23 protein-coding genes are annotated in these 16911 nt (G+C 64.4%); 16 read left to right on the top strand and 7 right to left on the bottom strand.

Annotation, left to right across the window (positions count from 1 at the left end):
* Position 1 precedes the first annotated feature (1 nt).
* The 6 genes from NYR54_RS00550 (at position 2) to NYR54_RS00525 (ending at position 4306) form a co-directional block, all read left to right on the top strand.
* On the top strand, positions 2–778 hold the full coding sequence (locus NYR54_RS00550; protein ID WP_261513403.1) for a thiazole synthase: 777 nt from the start codon (positions 2–4) through the stop codon (positions 776–778).
* A complete protein-coding gene (locus tag NYR54_RS00545; protein WP_261513402.1) occupies positions 775–1380 on the top strand; it encodes a thiamine phosphate synthase in 606 nt (201 codons plus the stop codon). The genes NYR54_RS00550 and NYR54_RS00545 overlap by 4 nt, the downstream gene beginning before the upstream one ends.
* The gene (gene thiD, locus NYR54_RS00540) at positions 1371–2156 is read left to right on the top strand and encodes a bifunctional hydroxymethylpyrimidine kinase/phosphomethylpyrimidine kinase (protein ID WP_261513401.1); all 786 of its coding nucleotides are present in this window, start codon (positions 1371–1373) and stop codon (positions 2154–2156) included. Before NYR54_RS00545 ends, thiD begins: the two co-directional genes overlap by 10 nt.
* A gap of 116 nt (positions 2157–2272) precedes the next feature.
* Positions 2273–2476, top strand: a complete 204-nt coding sequence (locus NYR54_RS00535; RefSeq protein WP_261513475.1) for a YdcH family protein — start codon at positions 2273–2275, stop codon at positions 2474–2476.
* A gap of 217 nt (positions 2477–2693) precedes the next feature.
* Complete coding sequence (gene purE, locus NYR54_RS00530; protein ID WP_261513400.1) at positions 2694–3191, top strand: 5-(carboxyamino)imidazole ribonucleotide mutase; 498 nt, start codon at positions 2694–2696, stop codon at positions 3189–3191.
* A complete protein-coding gene (locus NYR54_RS00525) occupies positions 3188–4306 on the top strand; it encodes a 5-(carboxyamino)imidazole ribonucleotide synthase (RefSeq protein WP_261513398.1) in 1119 nt (372 codons plus the stop codon). The genes purE and NYR54_RS00525 overlap by 4 nt, the downstream gene beginning before the upstream one ends.
* Here the strand turns inward: NYR54_RS00525 and NYR54_RS00520 are convergent.
* Complete coding sequence (locus tag NYR54_RS00520) at positions 4287–4688, bottom strand: lysozyme inhibitor LprI family protein (RefSeq protein WP_261513397.1); 402 nt, start codon at positions 4686–4688, stop codon at positions 4287–4289. The genes NYR54_RS00525 and NYR54_RS00520 overlap by 20 nt on opposite strands.
* A 160-nt stretch (positions 4689–4848) precedes the next feature.
* Between NYR54_RS00520 and ykgO the strand changes: the two genes are divergently transcribed.
* The 3 genes from ykgO to NYR54_RS00505 all read left to right on the top strand — a co-directional run bounded on the left by ykgO (position 4849) and on the right by NYR54_RS00505 (position 6333).
* The gene (ykgO, locus tag NYR54_RS00515) at positions 4849–4974 is read left to right on the top strand and encodes a type B 50S ribosomal protein L36 (protein WP_261513396.1); all 126 of its coding nucleotides are present in this window, start codon (positions 4849–4851) and stop codon (positions 4972–4974) included.
* A gap of 73 nt (positions 4975–5047) precedes the next feature.
* On the top strand, positions 5048–5623 hold the full coding sequence (locus NYR54_RS00510) for a tetratricopeptide repeat protein (protein WP_261513395.1): 576 nt from the start codon (positions 5048–5050) through the stop codon (positions 5621–5623).
* Positions 5624–5805: 182 nt separating this feature from the next.
* Positions 5806–6333 (top strand): gamma carbonic anhydrase family protein, encoded by a 528-nt coding sequence (locus tag NYR54_RS00505; protein ID WP_261513394.1) that lies wholly within the window; start codon positions 5806–5808, stop codon positions 6331–6333.
* A gap of 29 nt (positions 6334–6362) precedes the next feature.
* On the opposite strand, the gene pyk is transcribed toward NYR54_RS00505, so the two are convergent.
* Together pyk and NYR54_RS00495 are read right to left on the bottom strand one after the other, a co-directional pair.
* Entirely contained in the window at positions 6363–7799 is a 1437-nt protein-coding gene (gene pyk / locus NYR54_RS00500) for a pyruvate kinase (RefSeq protein ID WP_261513392.1), read from the bottom strand.
* The gene (locus tag NYR54_RS00495) at positions 7796–8239 is read right to left on the bottom strand and encodes a DUF1036 domain-containing protein (protein WP_261513473.1); all 444 of its coding nucleotides are present in this window, start codon (positions 8237–8239) and stop codon (positions 7796–7798) included. The genes pyk and NYR54_RS00495 overlap by 4 nt, the downstream gene beginning before the upstream one ends.
* A 194-nt stretch (positions 8240–8433) precedes the next feature.
* On the opposite strand from NYR54_RS00495, the gene NYR54_RS00490 reads away from it, so the two are divergent.
* The 6 genes from NYR54_RS00490 (at position 8434) to ubiG (ending at position 13547) form a co-directional block, all read left to right on the top strand.
* On the top strand, positions 8434–9231 hold the full coding sequence (locus NYR54_RS00490) for an N-formylglutamate amidohydrolase (protein ID WP_261513390.1): 798 nt from the start codon (positions 8434–8436) through the stop codon (positions 9229–9231).
* 21 nt (positions 9232–9252) lie between these two features.
* Positions 9253–9537, top strand: coding sequence for a DUF1244 domain-containing protein (locus NYR54_RS00485; protein WP_261513389.1), 285 nt, complete (start codon positions 9253–9255; stop codon positions 9535–9537).
* Positions 9538–9625: 88 nt separating this feature from the next.
* Entirely contained in the window at positions 9626–10126 is a 501-nt protein-coding gene (locus NYR54_RS00480; protein ID WP_261513388.1) for a MarR family winged helix-turn-helix transcriptional regulator, read from the top strand.
* On the top strand, positions 10123–11367 hold the full coding sequence (locus NYR54_RS00475; RefSeq protein WP_261513387.1) for a multidrug effflux MFS transporter: 1245 nt from the start codon (positions 10123–10125) through the stop codon (positions 11365–11367). The genes NYR54_RS00480 and NYR54_RS00475 overlap by 4 nt, the downstream gene beginning before the upstream one ends.
* Before the next feature lie 328 nt (positions 11368–11695).
* Positions 11696–12568 (top strand): DMT family transporter, encoded by an 873-nt coding sequence (locus tag NYR54_RS00470; protein ID WP_261513386.1) that lies wholly within the window; start codon positions 11696–11698, stop codon positions 12566–12568.
* A gap of 217 nt (positions 12569–12785) precedes the next feature.
* A complete protein-coding gene (gene ubiG / locus NYR54_RS00465) occupies positions 12786–13547 on the top strand; it encodes a bifunctional 2-polyprenyl-6-hydroxyphenol methylase/3-demethylubiquinol 3-O-methyltransferase UbiG (RefSeq protein WP_261513385.1) in 762 nt (253 codons plus the stop codon).
* 33 nt (positions 13548–13580) lie between these two features.
* Here ubiG and NYR54_RS00460 read toward each other — a convergent pair whose 3' ends face one another.
* From NYR54_RS00460 to NYR54_RS00445, 4 genes are read right to left on the bottom strand one after another with little or no spacing between them, the layout of a single operon-like run.
* Positions 13581–14006 (bottom strand): DUF1178 family protein, encoded by a 426-nt coding sequence (locus NYR54_RS00460; RefSeq protein WP_261513384.1) that lies wholly within the window; start codon positions 14004–14006, stop codon positions 13581–13583.
* Positions 14003–14869 (bottom strand): carbon-nitrogen hydrolase family protein, encoded by an 867-nt coding sequence (locus NYR54_RS00455; protein ID WP_261513383.1) that lies wholly within the window; start codon positions 14867–14869, stop codon positions 14003–14005. Before NYR54_RS00455 ends, NYR54_RS00460 begins: the two co-directional genes overlap by 4 nt.
* Positions 14866–15147 carry a glutaredoxin 3 gene (gene grxC / locus NYR54_RS00450; protein ID WP_261513382.1) on the bottom strand — a complete coding sequence of 94 codons (282 nt, stop codon included), beginning with the start codon at positions 15145–15147 and terminating at the stop codon, positions 14866–14868. The genes NYR54_RS00455 and grxC overlap by 4 nt, the downstream gene beginning before the upstream one ends.
* Before the next feature lie 26 nt (positions 15148–15173).
* Positions 15174–15947, bottom strand: coding sequence for a ComF family protein (locus tag NYR54_RS00445; RefSeq protein WP_261513381.1), 774 nt, complete (start codon positions 15945–15947; stop codon positions 15174–15176).
* An 85-nt stretch (positions 15948–16032) separates the two neighbouring features.
* Here NYR54_RS00445 and NYR54_RS00440 point away from each other — a divergent pair, with 85 nt between their 5' ends.
* On the top strand, positions 16033–16911 hold the full coding sequence (locus NYR54_RS00440; protein WP_261513380.1) for a methyltransferase domain-containing protein: 879 nt from the start codon (positions 16033–16035) through the stop codon (positions 16909–16911).

The raw sequence follows: 16911 nt of genomic DNA, 5'->3' as shown, positions 1-16911 counted from the left end.
GATGGCGCTCGCCGTCTACGGAACCGGGCTTTCCTCCCGCCTCATGCTGGGTACGGCGCAATACCCCTCCCCCGCCGTGCTGGCGGAGGCGGTGAAGGCCTCGGGCGCTGGCATCGTCACCGTATCACTCAGGCGGGAGGGCGCGGGAGGCGAGAGCGGCGGTCGCTTCTGGGCGCTCATCCGCGAGCTCGGCGTGCGCGTGCTGCCCAACACGGCCGGCTGCCATTCGGTGAAGGAGGCCGTGACGACGGCACGGATGGCGCGCGAGGTCTTCCGCACCGACTGGATCAAGCTTGAAGTGATCGGCCATCACGACACGCTGCAGCCGGACGTCTTCGGACTCGTGGAAGCGGCGCGGCTCCTCGCCGCGGAAGGGTTCTCGGTCTTCCCCTACACGACGGACGATCTCGTCGTCGGCGAAAGGCTGCTTGAAGCAGGGTGCCAGGTGCTGATGCCCTGGTGCGCACCGATCGGCTCGGCCAAAGGGCCAGTCAATATCGACGGTCTCAAGGCCTACCGCGCCCATTTTGCCGACATCCCGCTCATCATCGATGCCGGGCTCGGCCGCCCCTCGCATGCCGCAGCCGTCATGGAGCTCGGCTTCGACGGGGTGTTGCTCAACACGGCGGTAGCGAAGGCGGGCGATCCGGTGAGGATGGCAGAGGCCTTCGCGCAGGCGGTGGAAGCCGGGCGCCTCGCCTTCGAGGCGGGTCCGCTGGAGCCTCGCGACATGGCCGTGCCTTCCACGCCTCTTATCGGCCGGGCGGTCTTCTCATGAAGCTCGACCCTTTCTATCTCATCGTCGACTCCGCCCAATGGATCGATCGCCTCGTGCCGCTCGGCGTGAAGCTCGTGCAACTGCGCATCAAGGAGATGGAGGAAGCCGATCTGCGGGCGGAAATCCGCCGCGCGCGCGAAACCTGCGCACGCCATGGCAGTCAGCTCATCGTCAACGATCACTGGCGGATTGCCATCGAGGAAGGCTGCGACTTCATCCATCTCGGCCAGGAGGACCTTGCCGCCGCCGATCTCGCCGCGATCAGACAAGCGGGTCTGAAGCTGGGCCTGAGCACACATGATCACAACGAACTTGCGACGGCACTTGCCGCCGAGCCTGACTATGTCGCGCTGGGGCCAATTTATCCGACGATCCTCAAAAAGATGAAATGGGCGCCGCAGGGCCTTGAACGGATCGCCGAATGGAAGGAGCACGCGGCACCGCTGCCGCTCGTCGCCATCGGCGGGCTGACGCCGGAGCGCATCCCCGGCGTGTTCGGGCATGGCGCGGATTCGGCGGCCGTGGTGACGGACATCCTGCGCAACCCGGATCCCGACGCGCGTACGCGCGAATGGATCGAGGCAACGGCGCCATGGCGGTGAACCCGTCCGCGCATGTGCTGGTCGTGGCGGGTTCCGATTCGTCGGGCGGGGCAGGCATCGCGCGCGATGTGGAGACGATCGCCGCCTTCGGGCTGCGCAGCAGCCTCACCGTTACTGCAGTCACTGTCCAGACGCATGATGCAGTGACGCAGATCGAGCCCATGCCTCCTACCCTCGTTGTCGCTCAAATACACGCGGCGATAGAGGCGAATGCGGTCCGGGCCGTTAAGGTGGGTATGCTCCCCAATCCGGCAATCACCGAAGCGGTTGCCTCAGTGCTTGCGGACAATCCGTTGGTACCCGTAGTGCTCGACCCGGTGCTGGCGGCAAGTTCGGGAGCCTCTCTGACGGCTGAAGGGGCGGCGGCTGCCCTGAAGCGCCGCCTGCTGCCCCTGTGCCGACTGGTTACGCCTAACCTTCCCGAACTCGCCCTCCTTGCAGACACGCCCCCGGCCCGGAACGAGGATGAAGCCGTGCGGCAGGCAGGTTTCCTCCTGGAGGCCGGCGCGCAGGCGGTGCTGGTTAAGGGCGGGCATGCCGCTGGCGAGCGTTCGGACGATCTTCTGATCCGACCGGGCCGCCCGCCCGCCCGCTTCGCAGCGCCCCGCCTTCCAGGCAGTGTGAGGGGAACGGGCTGCATGCTCTCCAGCGCCATTGCCGCGAACCTCGCCCGCAATGCGACGCTGGAAGAAAGTGTGCAAAACGCAAAGCGCTATGTCTTCGAGCAAATCCGCCTCTTTCTGCCGGATCGGCAAACGGCCGCAACCATCGGCTAAGGGCGAAAAGATTTATCCGCAGGCGGAAATGTGGTATGAAATATGCCGTTTCCGCATGCGGGAACGCGGCCGCCATACGGCCCGAAACATTGCTGGAGAGCAGGCTGAAAGTGACGATATCCGAACAGGAACAGGCCGAAATCAGGCTGGAATTTGCCCGCTTGAAACAGGATCATGCAGACTTCGACGCAGCCATCAATGCGATGATCGCATCGGGCTGCGATCCGTTGCAAATCCAGCGTATGAAGAAGAAGAAGCTGGCACTTAAGGATCGCTTGCAGCAGCTGGAGGACAGGCTCATCCCCGACATTATCGCCTGAACGCCTTTGCGGGATGATAGGTACGTTTCCCGCCTCTTGCCTGCCAGGGCGCGAGCAATGTCTGTGTCTTGATCCTGAGAAAGCCCTTTCGGGCACAACCTTTTGCCCGAGCCGGCATTCCAGTGAGCTCCTGTTCCGGCTACACGCCGCGTGATGGACAGTTGCGGTGTCTGCCGCTTTTGGGTACAGCGATCTCCTCGAAGCGGAAGATTCTCCGATGGGTGTAGACCAGGCCGACGTCGCAATTATCATGGGAAGCCAGTCGGACTGGGAGACCATGCGTCACGCGGCCGAGACTCTGGACGCATTGGAGGTCTCCCACGACGCGCGCATCGTTTCCGCGCACCGTACCCCCGAAAGACTCTATGAATTCGCTAGGGGCGCGAAGGCGGCCGGTTATCGTGTCATCATCGCCGGCGCGGGAGGGGCGGCTCACCTGCCCGGCATGACGGCGGCGCTCACGCCGCTTCCCGTGTTCGGCGTACCGGTGGAATCGCGCGCCCTTTCGGGTCAGGATTCGCTCCTTTCCATCGTGCAGATGCCCGCCGGCATTCCCGTCGGTACGCTGGCGATAGGCCGGGCGGGCGCTGTCAACGCAGCACTGCTGGCGGCGGCGGTGCTGGCGCTCTCGGACGAGGCGCTGGCGGCGCGCTTGGAAGCCTGGCGTGCCGCCCAGTCGCAGAACGTGCCGGAGCGTCCGACAACGCCGACATGATAAAACCCCTTCCACCCGGCGCAACAATCGGAATTGTCGGCGGCGGCCAGCTCGGCCGCATGTTGGCCATGGCGGCAGCCCGGCTCGGCTACCGCACGGCGGTGCTGGATCCGGAGCCCGACTGCCCCGCCAGACAGGTTGCGAACATCCACATTGCAGCCCCCTACGAGGACAGCCGAGGGCTGGAGCAGCTTGCGGCCGCCAGCGACGTGATCACCTACGAATTCGAGAATATTCCCGGCGTCACGGCCCGCTCCCTTGCCGACCGCGTGCCCGTCCATCCCCTCCCCGAGGCGCTGGAGACGGCCCAGGACCGGCTGTCGGAGAAAATTTTTTTCAACTCGCTCGGCATCGCGACGGCGCCCTTCGTCTCGGTAGAAAGCGATGACGATCTCGTGCAGGGACTTGCCCGGTTCGGCGGCAATGGCGTGCTCAAGACGCGCCGCATGGGCTATGACGGCAAGGGCCAGCGCGTCTTCCACCAGGCAACCGAGACTGTGGTGCGCGGCACGGTTGCCGCCATGGGCGGCGGCGGGCTCATTCTCGAAGGGCTCATTTCCTTCGAGCGGGAGATTTCCATCATCGCCGCCCGCGGCGCGGACGGCAGGTTTGCCGCCTACGATCCCGCCGAGAACGTCCACCGGAACGGCATTCTCGTGCGCTCCACCGTGCCGGCCGCCATTCGGCAACCTACGGCCGAAGCGGCAGGGCAAGCCGCATTCACCATTCTTGAGTCGCTCGGCTATGTGGGCGTCGTCGGCATCGAGTTCTTCGTGCTGAAGGACGGCACATTGCTGGCCAACGAGATGGCGCCCCGCGTTCACAATTCAGGCCACTGGACGGAAGCGGCCTGCACCATCTCGCAATTCGAACAGCACATCAGGGCTGTGGCGGGCCTGCCGCTCGGCAGCACCGAGCGACACCACGACTGTGTCATGGAAAACATTCTCGGGGCAGATCAGGAGAAGGCCTCCGCGCTGCTCAGCGAACCCGACCTCCTGCTGCATCTTTACGGCAAGGCCGAGGCGCGGCCCGGGCGCAAGATGGGACATTTCACCCGGCTCTATCCGCTTAGCGCCGGGGCCCCGCCCCTAGCTAAGGAGCTGGGCAGCTAGGGTCCCCTTCCTCGCATTCGAGAAGTTTACGCAGCTCCCGCGTGCGCAGGTCCGTCATCTTCGCGAGACACCCGGCCCTCAAAGCCGGGTACATGGAGCCGCCCAAGGTTCCGGCGGCGGCGAAATCGCACTGGGCGTCGCGATAGGCGATCCAAGCGCGCTGCGCCTTCCGCAGAAGCAACTGTATGTCACGCTCGTCCGAAAGCCTCGCCATCAGCTCCTTGTAGGCGGCGTTGAGCGAGGCATCAGCCTCTTCATATTCCTCGGCGGCGCAGGCGTTGATTTCAGCCTGCGTTGTGGCATTCGCACAATCGAGCGCCCGGGCGGGGGCTGATGCGGCCACCAACAAGGCAAGCAGGGTAAACAGGGTGCTATGGCGCATGGCGGATTCTCCCTCGACAGAATCGGCATCGCAGCTTGACAGACGCGGCCCTTGTCGTCTATTTCCGCCCACGATTTCGGCGCGCCGGAAAGGCGCGTCTTTCGTTTCGGGCCGCTGGTCCGCCACTCCTTTCGGCCTGACGGCCACGACGGGCAGAACGATGAAGATCAGGAATTCGCTCAAGGCGCTGAAGAGCAGGCATCGCGAGAACCGCATGGTTCGCCGCAAGGGCCGCATCTACATCATCAACAAGCAGAATCCGCGGTACAAGGCGCGCCAAGGCTGACCGCCCCCTCTTTCTGCTGTTATTCACGCGGATTTGCCTTCCGTTGCGGCGCAAAGGCCGTTAGGCTTTTCGCATGCGTCAGTTTATTCGATCAGGCTTCCTGATACTTGCCCTGCTTGCCGCTCCGGCTGCCGTCGGGGCTGATATGGCACAGCAGGCGAACGCCAGCGAAAGCCGCCTCGACCAGCTCTTTGCTGAACTGAAGCGGGAAGCGAATGGGAGGGCGGCGCGCCGCATTGCCGAGCGTATAGAGGAGCAATGGGCGGAGGCCGGCGGTGCGACCGCTGACCTTTTGATCGAGTGGGCGCGCAAGGCCGCTTCCGACGAAAAGTACCACGTCGCCCTCGACTTGCTCGATCAGGTTGTTGTGCTTTATCCTGACTATGTGGAAGGCTGGAACAGCCGGGCGCTCGTCCACCTCATGATGGCCGACTACAGTCGCGCCATGGCCGATCTAGCGCGCGTGCTGGCGATCGAGCCCCGTCATTTCGGCGCCCTGTCAGGGCTTGCGGGCATTCTGCGCGCCACCGGCCGGACCGAGGAGGCCATCGAGGTCTATCGCCGGACGCTGGAGATCTATCCCATGCAGCGCAAGGCCCAACGCGCGCTTCAGCACCTTACCGAGGAAAAGACCGACGCCCGACTTTGAGCGGCCTCGGCTGGAGCGATCGCTCCGCCGAGCCACAACGGTTCGGATCGAGCAGAAACCACCCGATACATACAGCGACCTTTGACAGGATTTCACTCTCCGGCATTCATTGTCCCGGCGGTTGCCGCAGCTGCAGGCAGCGGATAGAGAGGGCCGATGCCACCTCAGGAGGGAAGGACCCCATGGCCCTTTATGCACTCGACGGCCTGGCCCCGAAGCTTGCCGATGAGACGGTCTGGATCGCGGACACCGCTCACGTGATCGGCAATGTCATCCTCGGCCGGAATGTCAGCATCTGGTTCGGATGCACGCTGCGCGGCGACAATGAACCGATCACCATCGGCGAGCGCACCAACATTCAGGAGAACGCGGTGCTGCATACCGATCCGGGCTTCCCGCTGACCATCGGCGCGGGCTGCACCATCGGCCACAAGGCGATGGTACACGGCTGTACCATCGAGGATGGCGCGCTCATCGGCATGTCGGCCACCATCCTGAACGGTGCAGTGATCGGCCGAAACTGCCTAGTGGGAGCCGGCGCTCTCGTAACCGAAGGCAAGACATTTCCGGACAATTCCCTCGTGCTGGGTGCGCCCGCCAAGGTCGTGCGCATGCTCACCGAGGAGGACATCGCCGAAATGCGGCGGACATCCAATCACTATGTCGAGAACGCGCGTCGCTTCGCCGCCGGCCTCACCCGCCTCGATTGAGATGGTCAGAGGGCAAGCCTTTAAGGCTTCTACAGCCCTCCCAGCCCGTCCGAGCCGATGTAGGCGATGCGCAGCATATTGGTGGCGCCGGGTGTCCTGAGCGGCACGCCGGCCGTGATGATCACCCGGTCTCCTGGCTTGGCGAACTGTTCCTCATAGGCGATGCGGCAAGCGCGATCGACCATATCGTCGAGGTCGTTCGCGTCCTCCGACACCACGCAATGGGTGCCCCAGACGAGGCTGAGCCGCCGCGCCGTCTCCACCACCGGCGAAAGCGCTATGATGGGCACCCGCGGCCGCTCGCGTGCGGCGCGCAGGCCTGTCGTCCCGGAGGAAGTGTAGGTGATGATGGCCGAAAGGTTCAGCGTCTCGGCAATCTGGCGCGCGGCGAGCGAGATCGCATCCGCCCCGGTTGGTTCGGGCGGGGTACGCTGCGCATTGATCACGTCGTGATAGTTCGGATCCCGCTCCACCTCGCGGGCGATGGCGTTCATCGTGGCCACAGCTTCGACCGGATATTGCCCGGCGGCCGATTCGGCCGAGAGCATGATCGCGTCCGCGCCCTCGAAAACGGCCGTGGCGACGTCGGAGACCTCCGCCCGGGTGGGAACCGGTGCGGAAATCATGGATTCCAGCATTTGCGTGGCTACCACAACCGGCTTGCCGGCGCGGCGGCAAGCACGCGTAATCTGCTTCTGGATTCCCGGCACGGCCTCGAGCGGCATCTCCACGCCGAGATCGCCGCGCGCCACCATCAGCCCGTCAGAGAGCTCCAGGATTTCATTCAGACGCTTGACGGCCTGCGGCTTTTCGATCTTGGCCATGAGCGCGGCGCGCCCGCGCGCCACCTTCCGCACTTCCGCAAGGTCCTGCGGCCGCTGGATGAACGAAAGGGCGATCCAGTCCACGCCCGTGGCAAGCACCGCGTCGAGGTCGCGGCGGTCCTTCTCGGTGAGCGCGCCGAGTGGCAGCTCGGTATCGGGCAGGCTGACGCCCTTACGGTCCGAGATGGCATTGCCCGCGATCACCCGGCATCGGATCGCCTTTCCATCGTTGCTCAACGCCTCGAGCTGCAGGCGCCCGTCATCAATCAGCAGGCGGTGGCCCGGCTCAACGGCCGCAAGAATCTCGGGATGCGGCAGGTGCACCCGCGTGGCGTCCCCCGGCGAGGAATCGTCATCCAGCGTGAATTCCTGGCCGACCTGGAGCGCAACGCTCCTGTTGGCGAAGGTGCCCACACGCAGCTTGGGCCCCTGCAGGTCGGCGAGAATGCCGATGGGCCGGCCGGCCCGCCTCTCCACGTTGCGGATGCGCTCCACAAGGGTGCGCATCAGCTCATGGTCGGCATGGCTCATATTGATACGGAACACATCCGCACCAGCCGCGTGCAGCCGCGCGATGGTTTCCTCCTCGGAGGAAGCCGGCCCCAGCGTGGCCAGTATCTTGACCTTGCGGTTCCGCCTCATGGAGCGGCCGTCCCCGTAACGGCGGGGGCTGCCTCGTCAGGCGCTGGGCCATCGGTCAGTTGCACCATCCAATTCTCCTGCTCGCCGGTGTCGTATTCCCGAAAACCAGCGCGCTGATAACCGCGCGCGAAACAGTCGTTGACACCGGTGATCTTGAACTCCGTATCCGCCACGCACATGAAGACCGGCCCTTCCCAGCGGCCACCCCGCGTGGCGTCCTCCGCATACAAGTAATAGTAACGTGACTGCAATGGCCTATCGATCAGGGTCTCACAGCTTGACGCATCAATGTGCCACCAGCCTTCGCTGATCCAGCCGCTTTCGGCCCTGTAGCCGAGCGCCACACCCACCAAATTCTGCGTGGCGTTGCAGACACGAAAATCGGCCGCGGCCGGCGTGCCCCCGGCGAGCCACAAGAAGGCAGCGGCCATGGCAAGCATGCCGCTTTTAAATGTCGCTCGCCCCGCCAGCCGCATGACCACGTCCGATGCAGATGAATCCGCGCTGGGTCCCTTTTCGGCAAACCGCGTGTGCCTGTCAACGCGCACCTGGCATCCGGTCGTCTGGAAAGAGCGGGATTGAATGCTTTTCCACTTCATGGGAAGAGGTCTCCTCGTTTCATTTCCGGCAAGACATGACGCACGCCAACCCGTTCGCACCTTTCGAGATCATCGAAGGCGACCGCACAAAAGGACTAGTGCTCGTCGCCGATCACGCCTTCAGGGAACTGCCGGAGGAATATGGCGATCTCGGGCTGCCGGCTGCGGAGTTCGAGCGCCACATCGCCTACGACATCGGCGTAGAAGCCCTCACGCGCAGGCTGGCCGCACTCATGGGCATACCCGCCGTCATGGCCCGATTCTCCCGGCTCCTCATCGACCCGAATCGCGGTTCCGACGACCCCACGCTGATCCGGCAACTTTATGACGGCACCATCGTGCCGGGCAATTATCCGATAACCGCCGAGGAGCGGCAAAAGCGGATCGGTACCTTTTACGAACCCTATCACCAAGCAGTCTCGGCCATGATAGCCTCGGCGGCCGGGCAATCGGGCAAGGCCCCGCTCGTGATCTCGCTGCATTCCTTCACGCCGTTCATGCAAGGCCGGGAGCGCCCCTGGCATGTGGGCATCCTGTGGGATCGCGATGGGCGCGCTCCCCGCCCGCTGATCGAGATGCTCCGCCGGGAGCCGGGCCTCGTGGTCGGCGACAACGAGCCTTACGACGGGGCGCTGCGTGGTGACACCATGTATCGCCACTGCACATCGGCAGGCCTGGCCCACGCCCTGATCGAGGTCCGCCAGGATCTGATCGTGGCCGAATCGGGTGCCGCCGAATGGGCTGAACGGCTCGCCCCGATGCTTGACGCACTCAACCAGCAGGCCGATATGCATGAGGTACGATTTTTCGGCTCGCGAACGGGGCCGGTCTAACACCGTTCAGGGGAGGCCGCCATGGCTGAACTTTCGCAGGAGAAAAAGCGCGATCTGGAAGCCGCCGCCTTTCGCAGGCTTGTGGCGCATCTGCGTGACCGCACCGACGTGCAGAACATCGACCTTATGAATCTGGCCGGCTTCTGCCGCAACTGCCTTGCCAACTGGTATCGGGAGGCGGCCGAGGAGGCCGGCATTCCCCTCTCGAAGGAAGAATCGCGCGAGATCATTTATGGTATGCCCTATGAGGAATGGCGCGAAAAATATCAGAAGGGCCCCAGCATCCCCATCACACCGCAGCACTGAACTTAGCCGCGGCCTTGACTTGCCAGCTCGCCGCGCGTATCTCCGGGTAAATTAGTAAGTATTTCTTATAATTTACTCCGAGGCGCGCGTGAGCTCCCGGTTCGACACCGATACGTTCGGCTTCCTCATCACTAATCTTTCGCGTCTCATCAAGGCCGATCTCGACAGGCGGATCGTCGATGAAGGCATCGGCCTTACGCCCGGCGAGGCGCGCACGCTGCTGCACGCAGCGCGAGCCGGCGAGGTGCGCCAGAACGTTTTGGCCGAGCGCATGGGTCTCGAGCCCATGACGCTCAGCACCTATCTCGACCGGCTCGAGGACCGGGGGCTGGTGCGGCGCATGCCTGACCCCACCGACCGGCGGGCAAAGCTCGTGTGTCTCACCCCGGAAGCCGATGCAGCGCTGGAAGCCATTCGGCGCGTGACGCGCGATGTCCGGGCTTGCGCGCGCGGCGATATAAGTGAAGAGGAATGGGAGCTGCTTAACCGGCTTCTAAAAAAGGCGCGCGCGAACTTGGCCGGGCTGTGCGAGAAGAAGCGGTCGCAGCCGCCAAAAACGGACTCGGACACCGAAGGCCGGCCTGCATGAACATTCGCAATGGAGCCGGTGCCGCACCGCTCATGAGCGAGCGCCGGGTGAGCCTTCTCGGCGCCATATTGGTGGCGATCGGGCCGATCTCCATGGCGCTCTACACGCCGGCCATGCCCGAAATCGTGAGAGCTTTCGGCACGACGGAGGCGGCGGTCAAGATGACGCTGTCGCTCTATTTCGCGGGCTTCGCGGTGGCGCAGCTCGTTTGCGGGCCGCTGTCGGACGGGCTGGGGCGCAAGCCGGTCACCTTCGCCTTCATGGGCATCTATGCCGTGGCGAGCCTCGTCGCCGTTCTGGCGCCCACCGTGGAGGTGCTGATCGCCGCGCGCTTCTTCCAGGGCGTTGGCGCGGCAGCGGGCGTGGCCATCTCGCGCGCGCTGGTGCGCGACCTTTTCACGAACGAGCAATCCGCGCGCATCATGAACCTGACGGGATTGATTCTCGCGGCCGGCCCGGCGCTTGCGCCAACCATCGGCGGGCTCACCATGGAGCTGGCCGGGTGGCAGGCAATTTTCCTCATCATGCTCACGGCGGGCTTCGCCATCGTTATCGTAGTGCAGATTTTCATGCACGAGACGGTGGAGCCTGATCCTTCCCGCATACGGCCGGGGAGCCTCCTGCGCTCCTACGGCACGCTTCTGGCGACCCCCTATTTCGTCACCAGCGGCCTCATCGTCGCCGGAAGCGTCGGTGCGCTCTACACCCAGGCCACCATCCTGCCCTTCATCCTTATGGACGATGTGGGGCTTACGCCGTCCCAGTTCGGCGTCGGCATGCTGATGCAGACCGGGCTTTTCTTCGCGGGCTCGCTATCCGTGCGCTTTCTCATGCGCCGCACCAGCGCCTGGCGGCTCGTTCCCGTCGGCCTGTCATTCATCGCTGCAGGAAGTCTGCTCGTTCCTCTGCTTCTCAACACGGCTCCGCTGAGCTTCCTGAGCGTGATGGGCCCCGTCGGGGTCTATGCCTATGGCATCGCCTTCGTCATGCCAGCGATGCTGACAGCCTCACTGGCGCCTTTCCCGCGGATCGCCGGTTCCGCCTCCTCGCTCGGCGGATTCATGCAGATGGGAGCGGGCCTGCTCGGCGGATCGGTTGCCGCGCTGATCGGCGAGCCCGTGCTCGCCATGAGCACGGTCGTACCGGCGATGGGCGCAACGGCTATTCTGTCCTGGCTCCTCTGGCGCCGGATGCCCGAACCAGCCCATGCCTCACCGGTGCGCACCATTCCCGACGCATGAGGCCGCAAAGGCGAGCGGGCCGGCCTATGCGTCAAATCATTCGGGACAGTGGTACATGGCCGACAATTCCGATGAGCCACGATGCGGCAGTGCTGTCATGAAGGTTTTTAGGTCGTGTGCAAGCTGATAGGTGATACGGAATCGCCACCGGGCGTTTGCTATCTTCGAGGGGTTGGGCGGCCCCAAGGAATCCGCCAGCAGATGACGGTCTCCTGAGTGCAGCAGACATTTCTTCTCTATGCATCCGCTTGGCGGACACTCCCGATGCAGGCTTTAGCCGAGGCCGCGCGGAAGCAGACCAGCAGACAAATCACGGATCGCAGGCATCATGCAGCATCGTGATTTTCTGCTGCTCGCAACGGTCTGCCTGATCTGGGCCGCGAATGCGATCGTCTGCAAGCTCGCCTTTGAGGCCGGCGCGCCGCCGCTTTTCTATGCGGCGATACGTTCCATCCTCATCGCCGTGGCGGTCAGCCCATGGCTGTTCCCGCTGCCGCGCCGGTTTTGGCGCATGGCCACCGCCGCCTTTCTGATGGGCAGCGCCACCTTCGGCCTTTCCTTCGCGGCCATCGCGCTGGCCGATCCGTCCGGCGTCGCTATCGTGCAGCAGCTCAACGTTCCGGTGACGACGCTGCTTTCCGTTCTCATTCTCGGAGAGGTCATCCGCTGGCGGCGCGTGACCGGTATCTGCATGGCGTTCGCAGGCGCGGTTCTGGTCATGTGGCATCCCGAACATGCGTCACTGGATCCCGGCCTGGTGCTTGCCGCGGTTGCCGCTGTGGCCAGCTCGTTCGGCGCCATTATGCTCAAGCAGATATCCGAGGTGAAGCCGTTGCAGTTCCAGGCATGGGTGGGCGTTACGGGAATTCTTCCCATGTTCGCAGCTTCCATGCTGTTCGAGACGAATCAGATCGAAGGCGTGCGGGCAGCAGGCTGGATTTTCGTGGGCGCCGTGGTCTTTTCCGCCCTGATCGTCTCGGTCACTGCACACACGATTTATTACCGGTTCGTGCAGAAATACGAGGCCAGCCTTATAGCTTCGCTCATGCTGATGTCGCCGGTGTTCACCGTCATCCTCGGCGTTCTGGTGACCGGAGACACGTTCGACACGCGCATGGCGGTGGGCTCGCTGCTTGCCATAACCGGCGTACTGATCATCATTCGCCGGTCCAAACGGCCACCCTTTCGCCCGAATCCCTGACCATCTGCGCCTCTCCGGCCTGCGGCTGAACGCGGCTTTTCGGATCTGCAGATCACGGTTTCGCGCCTGGTGCGCGAGGCACCCTGCTGCTTAAGACCGCATTACGCTCAAAAATCCAAACTTGACATTTGCCCCCCTCCACCCGACTTCATGGCGGCGCGAAAAGCCCCGACCGGAAGGCGGGCGCGCGAATGTGAGACGGAGAACAGGCGAAACCATGCCCGATGTCCGACGAAGCACCATCGATGCCAGCGAGGTTGAACGTTTTTCGGCACTGGCGGGGGAATGGTGGAACCCGAACGGCAAGTTCCGCCCGCTGCACAAGTTCAATCCCGTTCGCCTCGCCTATATCCGCGACCACGTCGCGGCCCGGTTCGGGCGTGATCCGCGCGCGGCCGAACCGTTCAAGGGCCTGCGGATACTCGATATCGGGTGCGGCGGCGGCCTTCTGTGCGAGCCGATGGCGCGTCTCGGGGCCGAAGTGGTGGGCGCTGATGCCTCCGAGACCAACATTGAGGTGGCGAAGCTTCATGCGGCGGAAGCCGGCGTGCGGGTGGATTATCGCGCCGAAACCGCCGAATCTCTGGCCGAACAGGGCGAGACATTCGACGTGATCTTGAACATGGAGGTTGTCGAGCACGTCGCCGACATCAACCTGTTCATCGAAAAATGCGCCCAGATGCTGAGGCCCGGCGGTATCATGTTCATCGCCACGATCAACCGGACCTTAAAGGCGCTGGGCCTCGCCATCATCGGCGCGGAATATGTGCTGCGCTGGCTGCCGCGCGGCACCCATCAGTACGGCAAGCTGGTGCGCCCTGAAGAGCTTGAGCGGGCGCTCACGGCAGCAGGCCTGGTGACCATTGACCGGACGGGTGTCGTGTACAATCCTCTGTCCGACCGCTGGCAGCGCTCCCGCGACATGGACGTCAACTACATCGTTCTGGCTGAAAAGCCGAGGGCCGAGGAGCGTAGCTGAGGCTTCCGCAAACAGCGCTCCGGAGACGGAGCGTCAGTTCCGATCTTCGGGGAAGATTGGAAGCGGCATAAATTCCACGCCGTCCTCGGCAAGGCTTCGGGCCTCCTCCGGCGTGGCTTCGCCGTAAATCCCGCGCGGCTCGACCTCGCCGAAATGGATCTTGCGCGCCTCCTCGGGAAACCTGTCGCCCACATAGTCGGCGTTCTCTCGCACCTTCTTCGCCAGCGCGCGAAGCTGTGCGAGCGCCTGCTTCTGCTCCTCGCTCATGGCAAGCGCGATGCGCTCGCTGCTGCGGTTCGTGGCGATCGCAGGCGCCATCAGGGCCTTTTCAATCTTCTGCGATCCACAAACGGGACAGACGACGAGCTTCTTGCTCTTCTGGACTTCGAAGTCATCGCCGCTGCGGAACCACGCCTCGAACTCGTGCTCGTTTTCGCAGATGAGGCCGAAGCGGATCACGGCATCACCTCTTCCGGTCCGGTTTGTTCATAGACCACTTCGTTCACCGTAAAATCACGTGCGTTCTTAAGATTGGGTATCTTGCGCCGCGCCTCGGCTGAGGCTGCAGGGTGGATATCGGCGACGATAACGGTCGGCTCATCATGGTCTGCTTCCGCAATGACGCGCCCCCAGGGATCGACCACGAGCGAATGCCCGAAGGTTTCCCGTCCGTCCTCATGCAGACCACCCTGGGCAGCGGCAATGACCCAAGCGCCGTTTTCGATGGCGCGCGCCCTGATGAGCACGTGCCAGTGCGCCTCACCCGTCTGGCGCGTGAAGGCGGCGGGAACGGTCAGCACCTCGGCGCCCGCCAGGGCCTGCGCGCGGAAAAGCTGCGGAAACCGCAGGTCGTAGCAGACCGCAAGGCCCAGCCGGGCAAAGGGCAATGCCGCCACAACGGCACGTGTGCCAGGCTCATAGGTCGCCGACTCGCGCCAGCTCTCGCCATGGTCCAGATCGACATCGAACATGTGGATCTTGTCGTATGTGGCGATCAGCGCGCCGTTGGGCCCGAACAGGAAGGAGCGGTTGGCCACCTTCCCGCCTTCGAGCGCGATAGCCGTGGAGCCCAGATGCACGAAAAGCGAAAGCTCCCGAGCGAGTTCGCCCGCGCGCCGCACCAGCGGATCGTCCGATTGCGCATATACGCGCTCGGCCAGCTTTTCGCGCCCGCGCACGAGAATACCGGTCATCTCCGGGCTCTGCACATAGGCAGCACCCTTGCCCGCGGCCTCCCGAACCAAAGCCTCGAACGTCGCGAGATTGTCCTGCGGATTTTCGCCAGAGCGCATTTGCAGCGCCGCTACGCGTATCGTGCTCATGCCTTCGCTCCCGGCACGCCCTGCTCCTGCAGCAGGGCCTCGAGCCGCCCTTCGCGCTCGAGCGCGTGCAGTTCGTCCGATCCGCCCACGTGAATGTCACCGATGAAGATCTGCGGGAAAGTGGAGCGGCCGCCTGCCCTCCTTATCATTTCCTCCCGCAGCGCGGGGGAAAAGCTCGCATCGTGCTCGACATAGGCGATGCCCTTGCGCTCCAGCAGCCGCTTGGCCGCGGCGCAGTAGCCGCACGCGATGCGCGTATAGATGGTGACGTTCGCCATGGTGCCGTCCGTGCTACCCATGCGCGCTATATAATTGCAGGATCGCCGCACGCAAAGTCTCCCGGCAGAACCCGCGCGAATGTCAGGACGTCGACGGCGCTGGCACCCGCCCGCAGCAAGGCGCGCGTGGCGGCCTTCGCGGTGGCGCCCGTGGTATAGACGTCGTCGACGAGGATGACGCTCCGGCCCTCGACGACCGCTTTCTTTTCCGGCGGCACCGTGAAGGCGCCGCGCACATTGGCTTCGCGCTCGCGCGCGCCGAGCCCAACCTGCTGGCGCGTCACGCGCTGGCGGACAAGCGCCTCCGGGGCATAGCCAAGGTCCGTCAGCCGCACCAATGCGCGGGCGAGCTCGGCCGATTGATTGAAGCGGCGTGAGAAAAAGCGCCGGCGATGCAGCGGCACCGGCACGACGATATCCGCATCGGCCACCAGCTCTGCCGCCGCCCGCAGCATCCAGCGCGCCATCCACGGCGCGAGGTCCGTTCGGTCGGCGAATTTCAGCCCCTGCACCATGCGGCGCGCCACGCCACTATAGACCACCGCCGCCCGCGCGCGGCGGAAGGGCGGCGGATCGGCAATCGCCTCGCCCGAAAGGAAATCCGGCCCCATGTCGTGGTCGAACGGCGTGCCCATCACCGGACACCAGGGCCGCTCCAGAAAGCGGGTATGGGGCCAGCATTCCGGGCAAAGCGCCCCAGGCGATGTCACGAGATCGTGGCAGCCGAGGCATGTGGGTGGAAACAGGAGCCGTACCGGCCACTCCCGCGCAACTTTGCCCGCATGACGCAAAAGCCTCATCCTTGCCCGCCCGCAAAAAGCACCCCACCTTTGCCATTATAGCATTTGTGTGGCACTGCGCATCCGCCAGGAATGAAAGAGCCTCATGAAGCCCATCTTCGACAGCGATCTGACGCTCGCCCGCAAGCTGCGCGCCCTGAGGAGCGGCGAGCCGGCCGATTTTCTCATGCGCCATGTGGCGGACGATCTGGCGGAGCGGCTCGCCCCCGTCGAGCGGCATTTTCACCGGGCCGTAGCCCTGTTCTGCCTCACGCCGCACGCCGCCGACGCGATCACGCGCAGCGGCAAGGCCAATCACGTGCTGCGCGTCGAAGCCGATGAAAGGCTGCTTTCAGGAGAGCATGAGGGCGTCGTCGCGCCTGCCGAGACGGTGCCCTTCGAACCGGGAAGCATCGATCTTGCCGTTTCGCTTATGACACTGCACGAAGTGAACGACTTGCCGGGCCTTCTCGTGCAAATCCGCCGCGCGCTGCGACCCGACGGGCTGTTCCTCGCTGCCATGGCGGGCGCGGGCACGCTCGCGGAGCTGCGTCACAGCCTGCTCGAGGCGGAAACCGAGCTCTCCGGCGGTGCCGCGCCTCGAGTCGATCCCTTCGCGGATGTGCGCGATGCGGGCGCTCTTCTCCAGCGGGCAGGTTTCGCCCTGCCAGTGGCCGATATCGAGAGCGTGACCGTCCGCTACGCCACCATGTTCGATCTTATGCAGGACCTTCGCGCCATGGGTGCGGCGAGCGCCCTCATCGAACGCAGCCGCCGCCCCGCGACGCGCAGGCTTTTCATGCGCGCGGCAGAAATCTATCAGGACCGTTTTTCTGATCCCGACGGGCGGATCCGCGCGAGCTTCGACATTATCTGGATGTCCGGCTGGGCACCGCACGAGTCGCAGCAGAAACCTTTGCGGCCCGGCAGCGCGCAGGTCTCCCTGAAAAGCGTCCTTTCGCCCGGAGCAGAGGAATCCGGCTGA

The sequence above is a fragment of the Chelativorans petroleitrophicus genome (assembly GCF_025398195.1).
In the GTDB taxonomy this organism is placed as follows: domain Bacteria; phylum Pseudomonadota; class Alphaproteobacteria; order Rhizobiales; family Rhizobiaceae; genus Chelativorans; species Chelativorans petroleitrophicus.
This window is presented reverse-complemented; position numbering and strand designations above follow the sequence as displayed.

Excerpts from the sequence above, each read along its gene's own strand:
- NYR54_RS00485 (WP_261513389.1), top strand. The coding sequence starts at position 9,253 with ATGGCTGAACTTTCGCAGGAGAAAAAGCGCGATCTGGAAGCCGCCGCC.
- NYR54_RS00525 (WP_261513398.1), top strand. The coding sequence starts at position 3,188 with ATGATAAAACCCCTTCCACCCGGCGCAACAATCGGAATTGTCGGCGGC.
- NYR54_RS00455 (WP_261513383.1), bottom strand. The coding sequence starts at position 14,869 with ATGAGCACGATACGCGTAGCGGCGCTGCAAATGCGCTCTGGCGAAAAT.
- NYR54_RS00510 (WP_261513395.1), top strand. The coding sequence starts at position 5,048 with ATGCGTCAGTTTATTCGATCAGGCTTCCTGATACTTGCCCTGCTTGCC.
- ubiG (WP_261513385.1), top strand. The coding sequence starts at position 12,786 with ATGCCCGATGTCCGACGAAGCACCATCGATGCCAGCGAGGTTGAACGT.
- NYR54_RS00520 (WP_261513397.1), bottom strand. The coding sequence starts at position 4,688 with ATGCGCCATAGCACCCTGTTTACCCTGCTTGCCTTGTTGGTGGCCGCA.
- NYR54_RS00490 (WP_261513390.1), top strand. The coding sequence starts at position 8,434 with ATGACGCACGCCAACCCGTTCGCACCTTTCGAGATCATCGAAGGCGAC.
- NYR54_RS00550 (WP_261513403.1), top strand. The coding sequence starts at position 2 with ATGGCGCTCGCCGTCTACGGAACCGGGCTTTCCTCCCGCCTCATGCTG.
- ykgO (WP_261513396.1), top strand. The coding sequence starts at position 4,849 with ATGAAGATCAGGAATTCGCTCAAGGCGCTGAAGAGCAGGCATCGCGAG.
- NYR54_RS00470 (WP_261513386.1), top strand. The coding sequence starts at position 11,696 with ATGCAGCATCGTGATTTTCTGCTGCTCGCAACGGTCTGCCTGATCTGG.
- NYR54_RS00445 (WP_261513381.1), bottom strand. The coding sequence starts at position 15,947 with ATGAGGCTTTTGCGTCATGCGGGCAAAGTTGCGCGGGAGTGGCCGGTA.
- NYR54_RS00440 (WP_261513380.1), top strand. The coding sequence starts at position 16,033 with ATGAAGCCCATCTTCGACAGCGATCTGACGCTCGCCCGCAAGCTGCGC.
- pyk (WP_261513392.1), bottom strand. The coding sequence starts at position 7,799 with ATGAGGCGGAACCGCAAGGTCAAGATACTGGCCACGCTGGGGCCGGCT.
- grxC (WP_261513382.1), bottom strand. The coding sequence starts at position 15,147 with ATGGCGAACGTCACCATCTATACGCGCATCGCGTGCGGCTACTGCGCC.
- purE (WP_261513400.1), top strand. The coding sequence starts at position 2,694 with ATGGGTGTAGACCAGGCCGACGTCGCAATTATCATGGGAAGCCAGTCG.
- NYR54_RS00505 (WP_261513394.1), top strand. The coding sequence starts at position 5,806 with ATGGCCCTTTATGCACTCGACGGCCTGGCCCCGAAGCTTGCCGATGAG.
- thiD (WP_261513401.1), top strand. The coding sequence starts at position 1,371 with ATGGCGGTGAACCCGTCCGCGCATGTGCTGGTCGTGGCGGGTTCCGAT.
- NYR54_RS00475 (WP_261513387.1), top strand. The coding sequence starts at position 10,123 with ATGAACATTCGCAATGGAGCCGGTGCCGCACCGCTCATGAGCGAGCGC.
- NYR54_RS00495 (WP_261513473.1), bottom strand. The coding sequence starts at position 8,239 with ATGCTTGCCATGGCCGCTGCCTTCTTGTGGCTCGCCGGGGGCACGCCG.
- NYR54_RS00545 (WP_261513402.1), top strand. The coding sequence starts at position 775 with ATGAAGCTCGACCCTTTCTATCTCATCGTCGACTCCGCCCAATGGATC.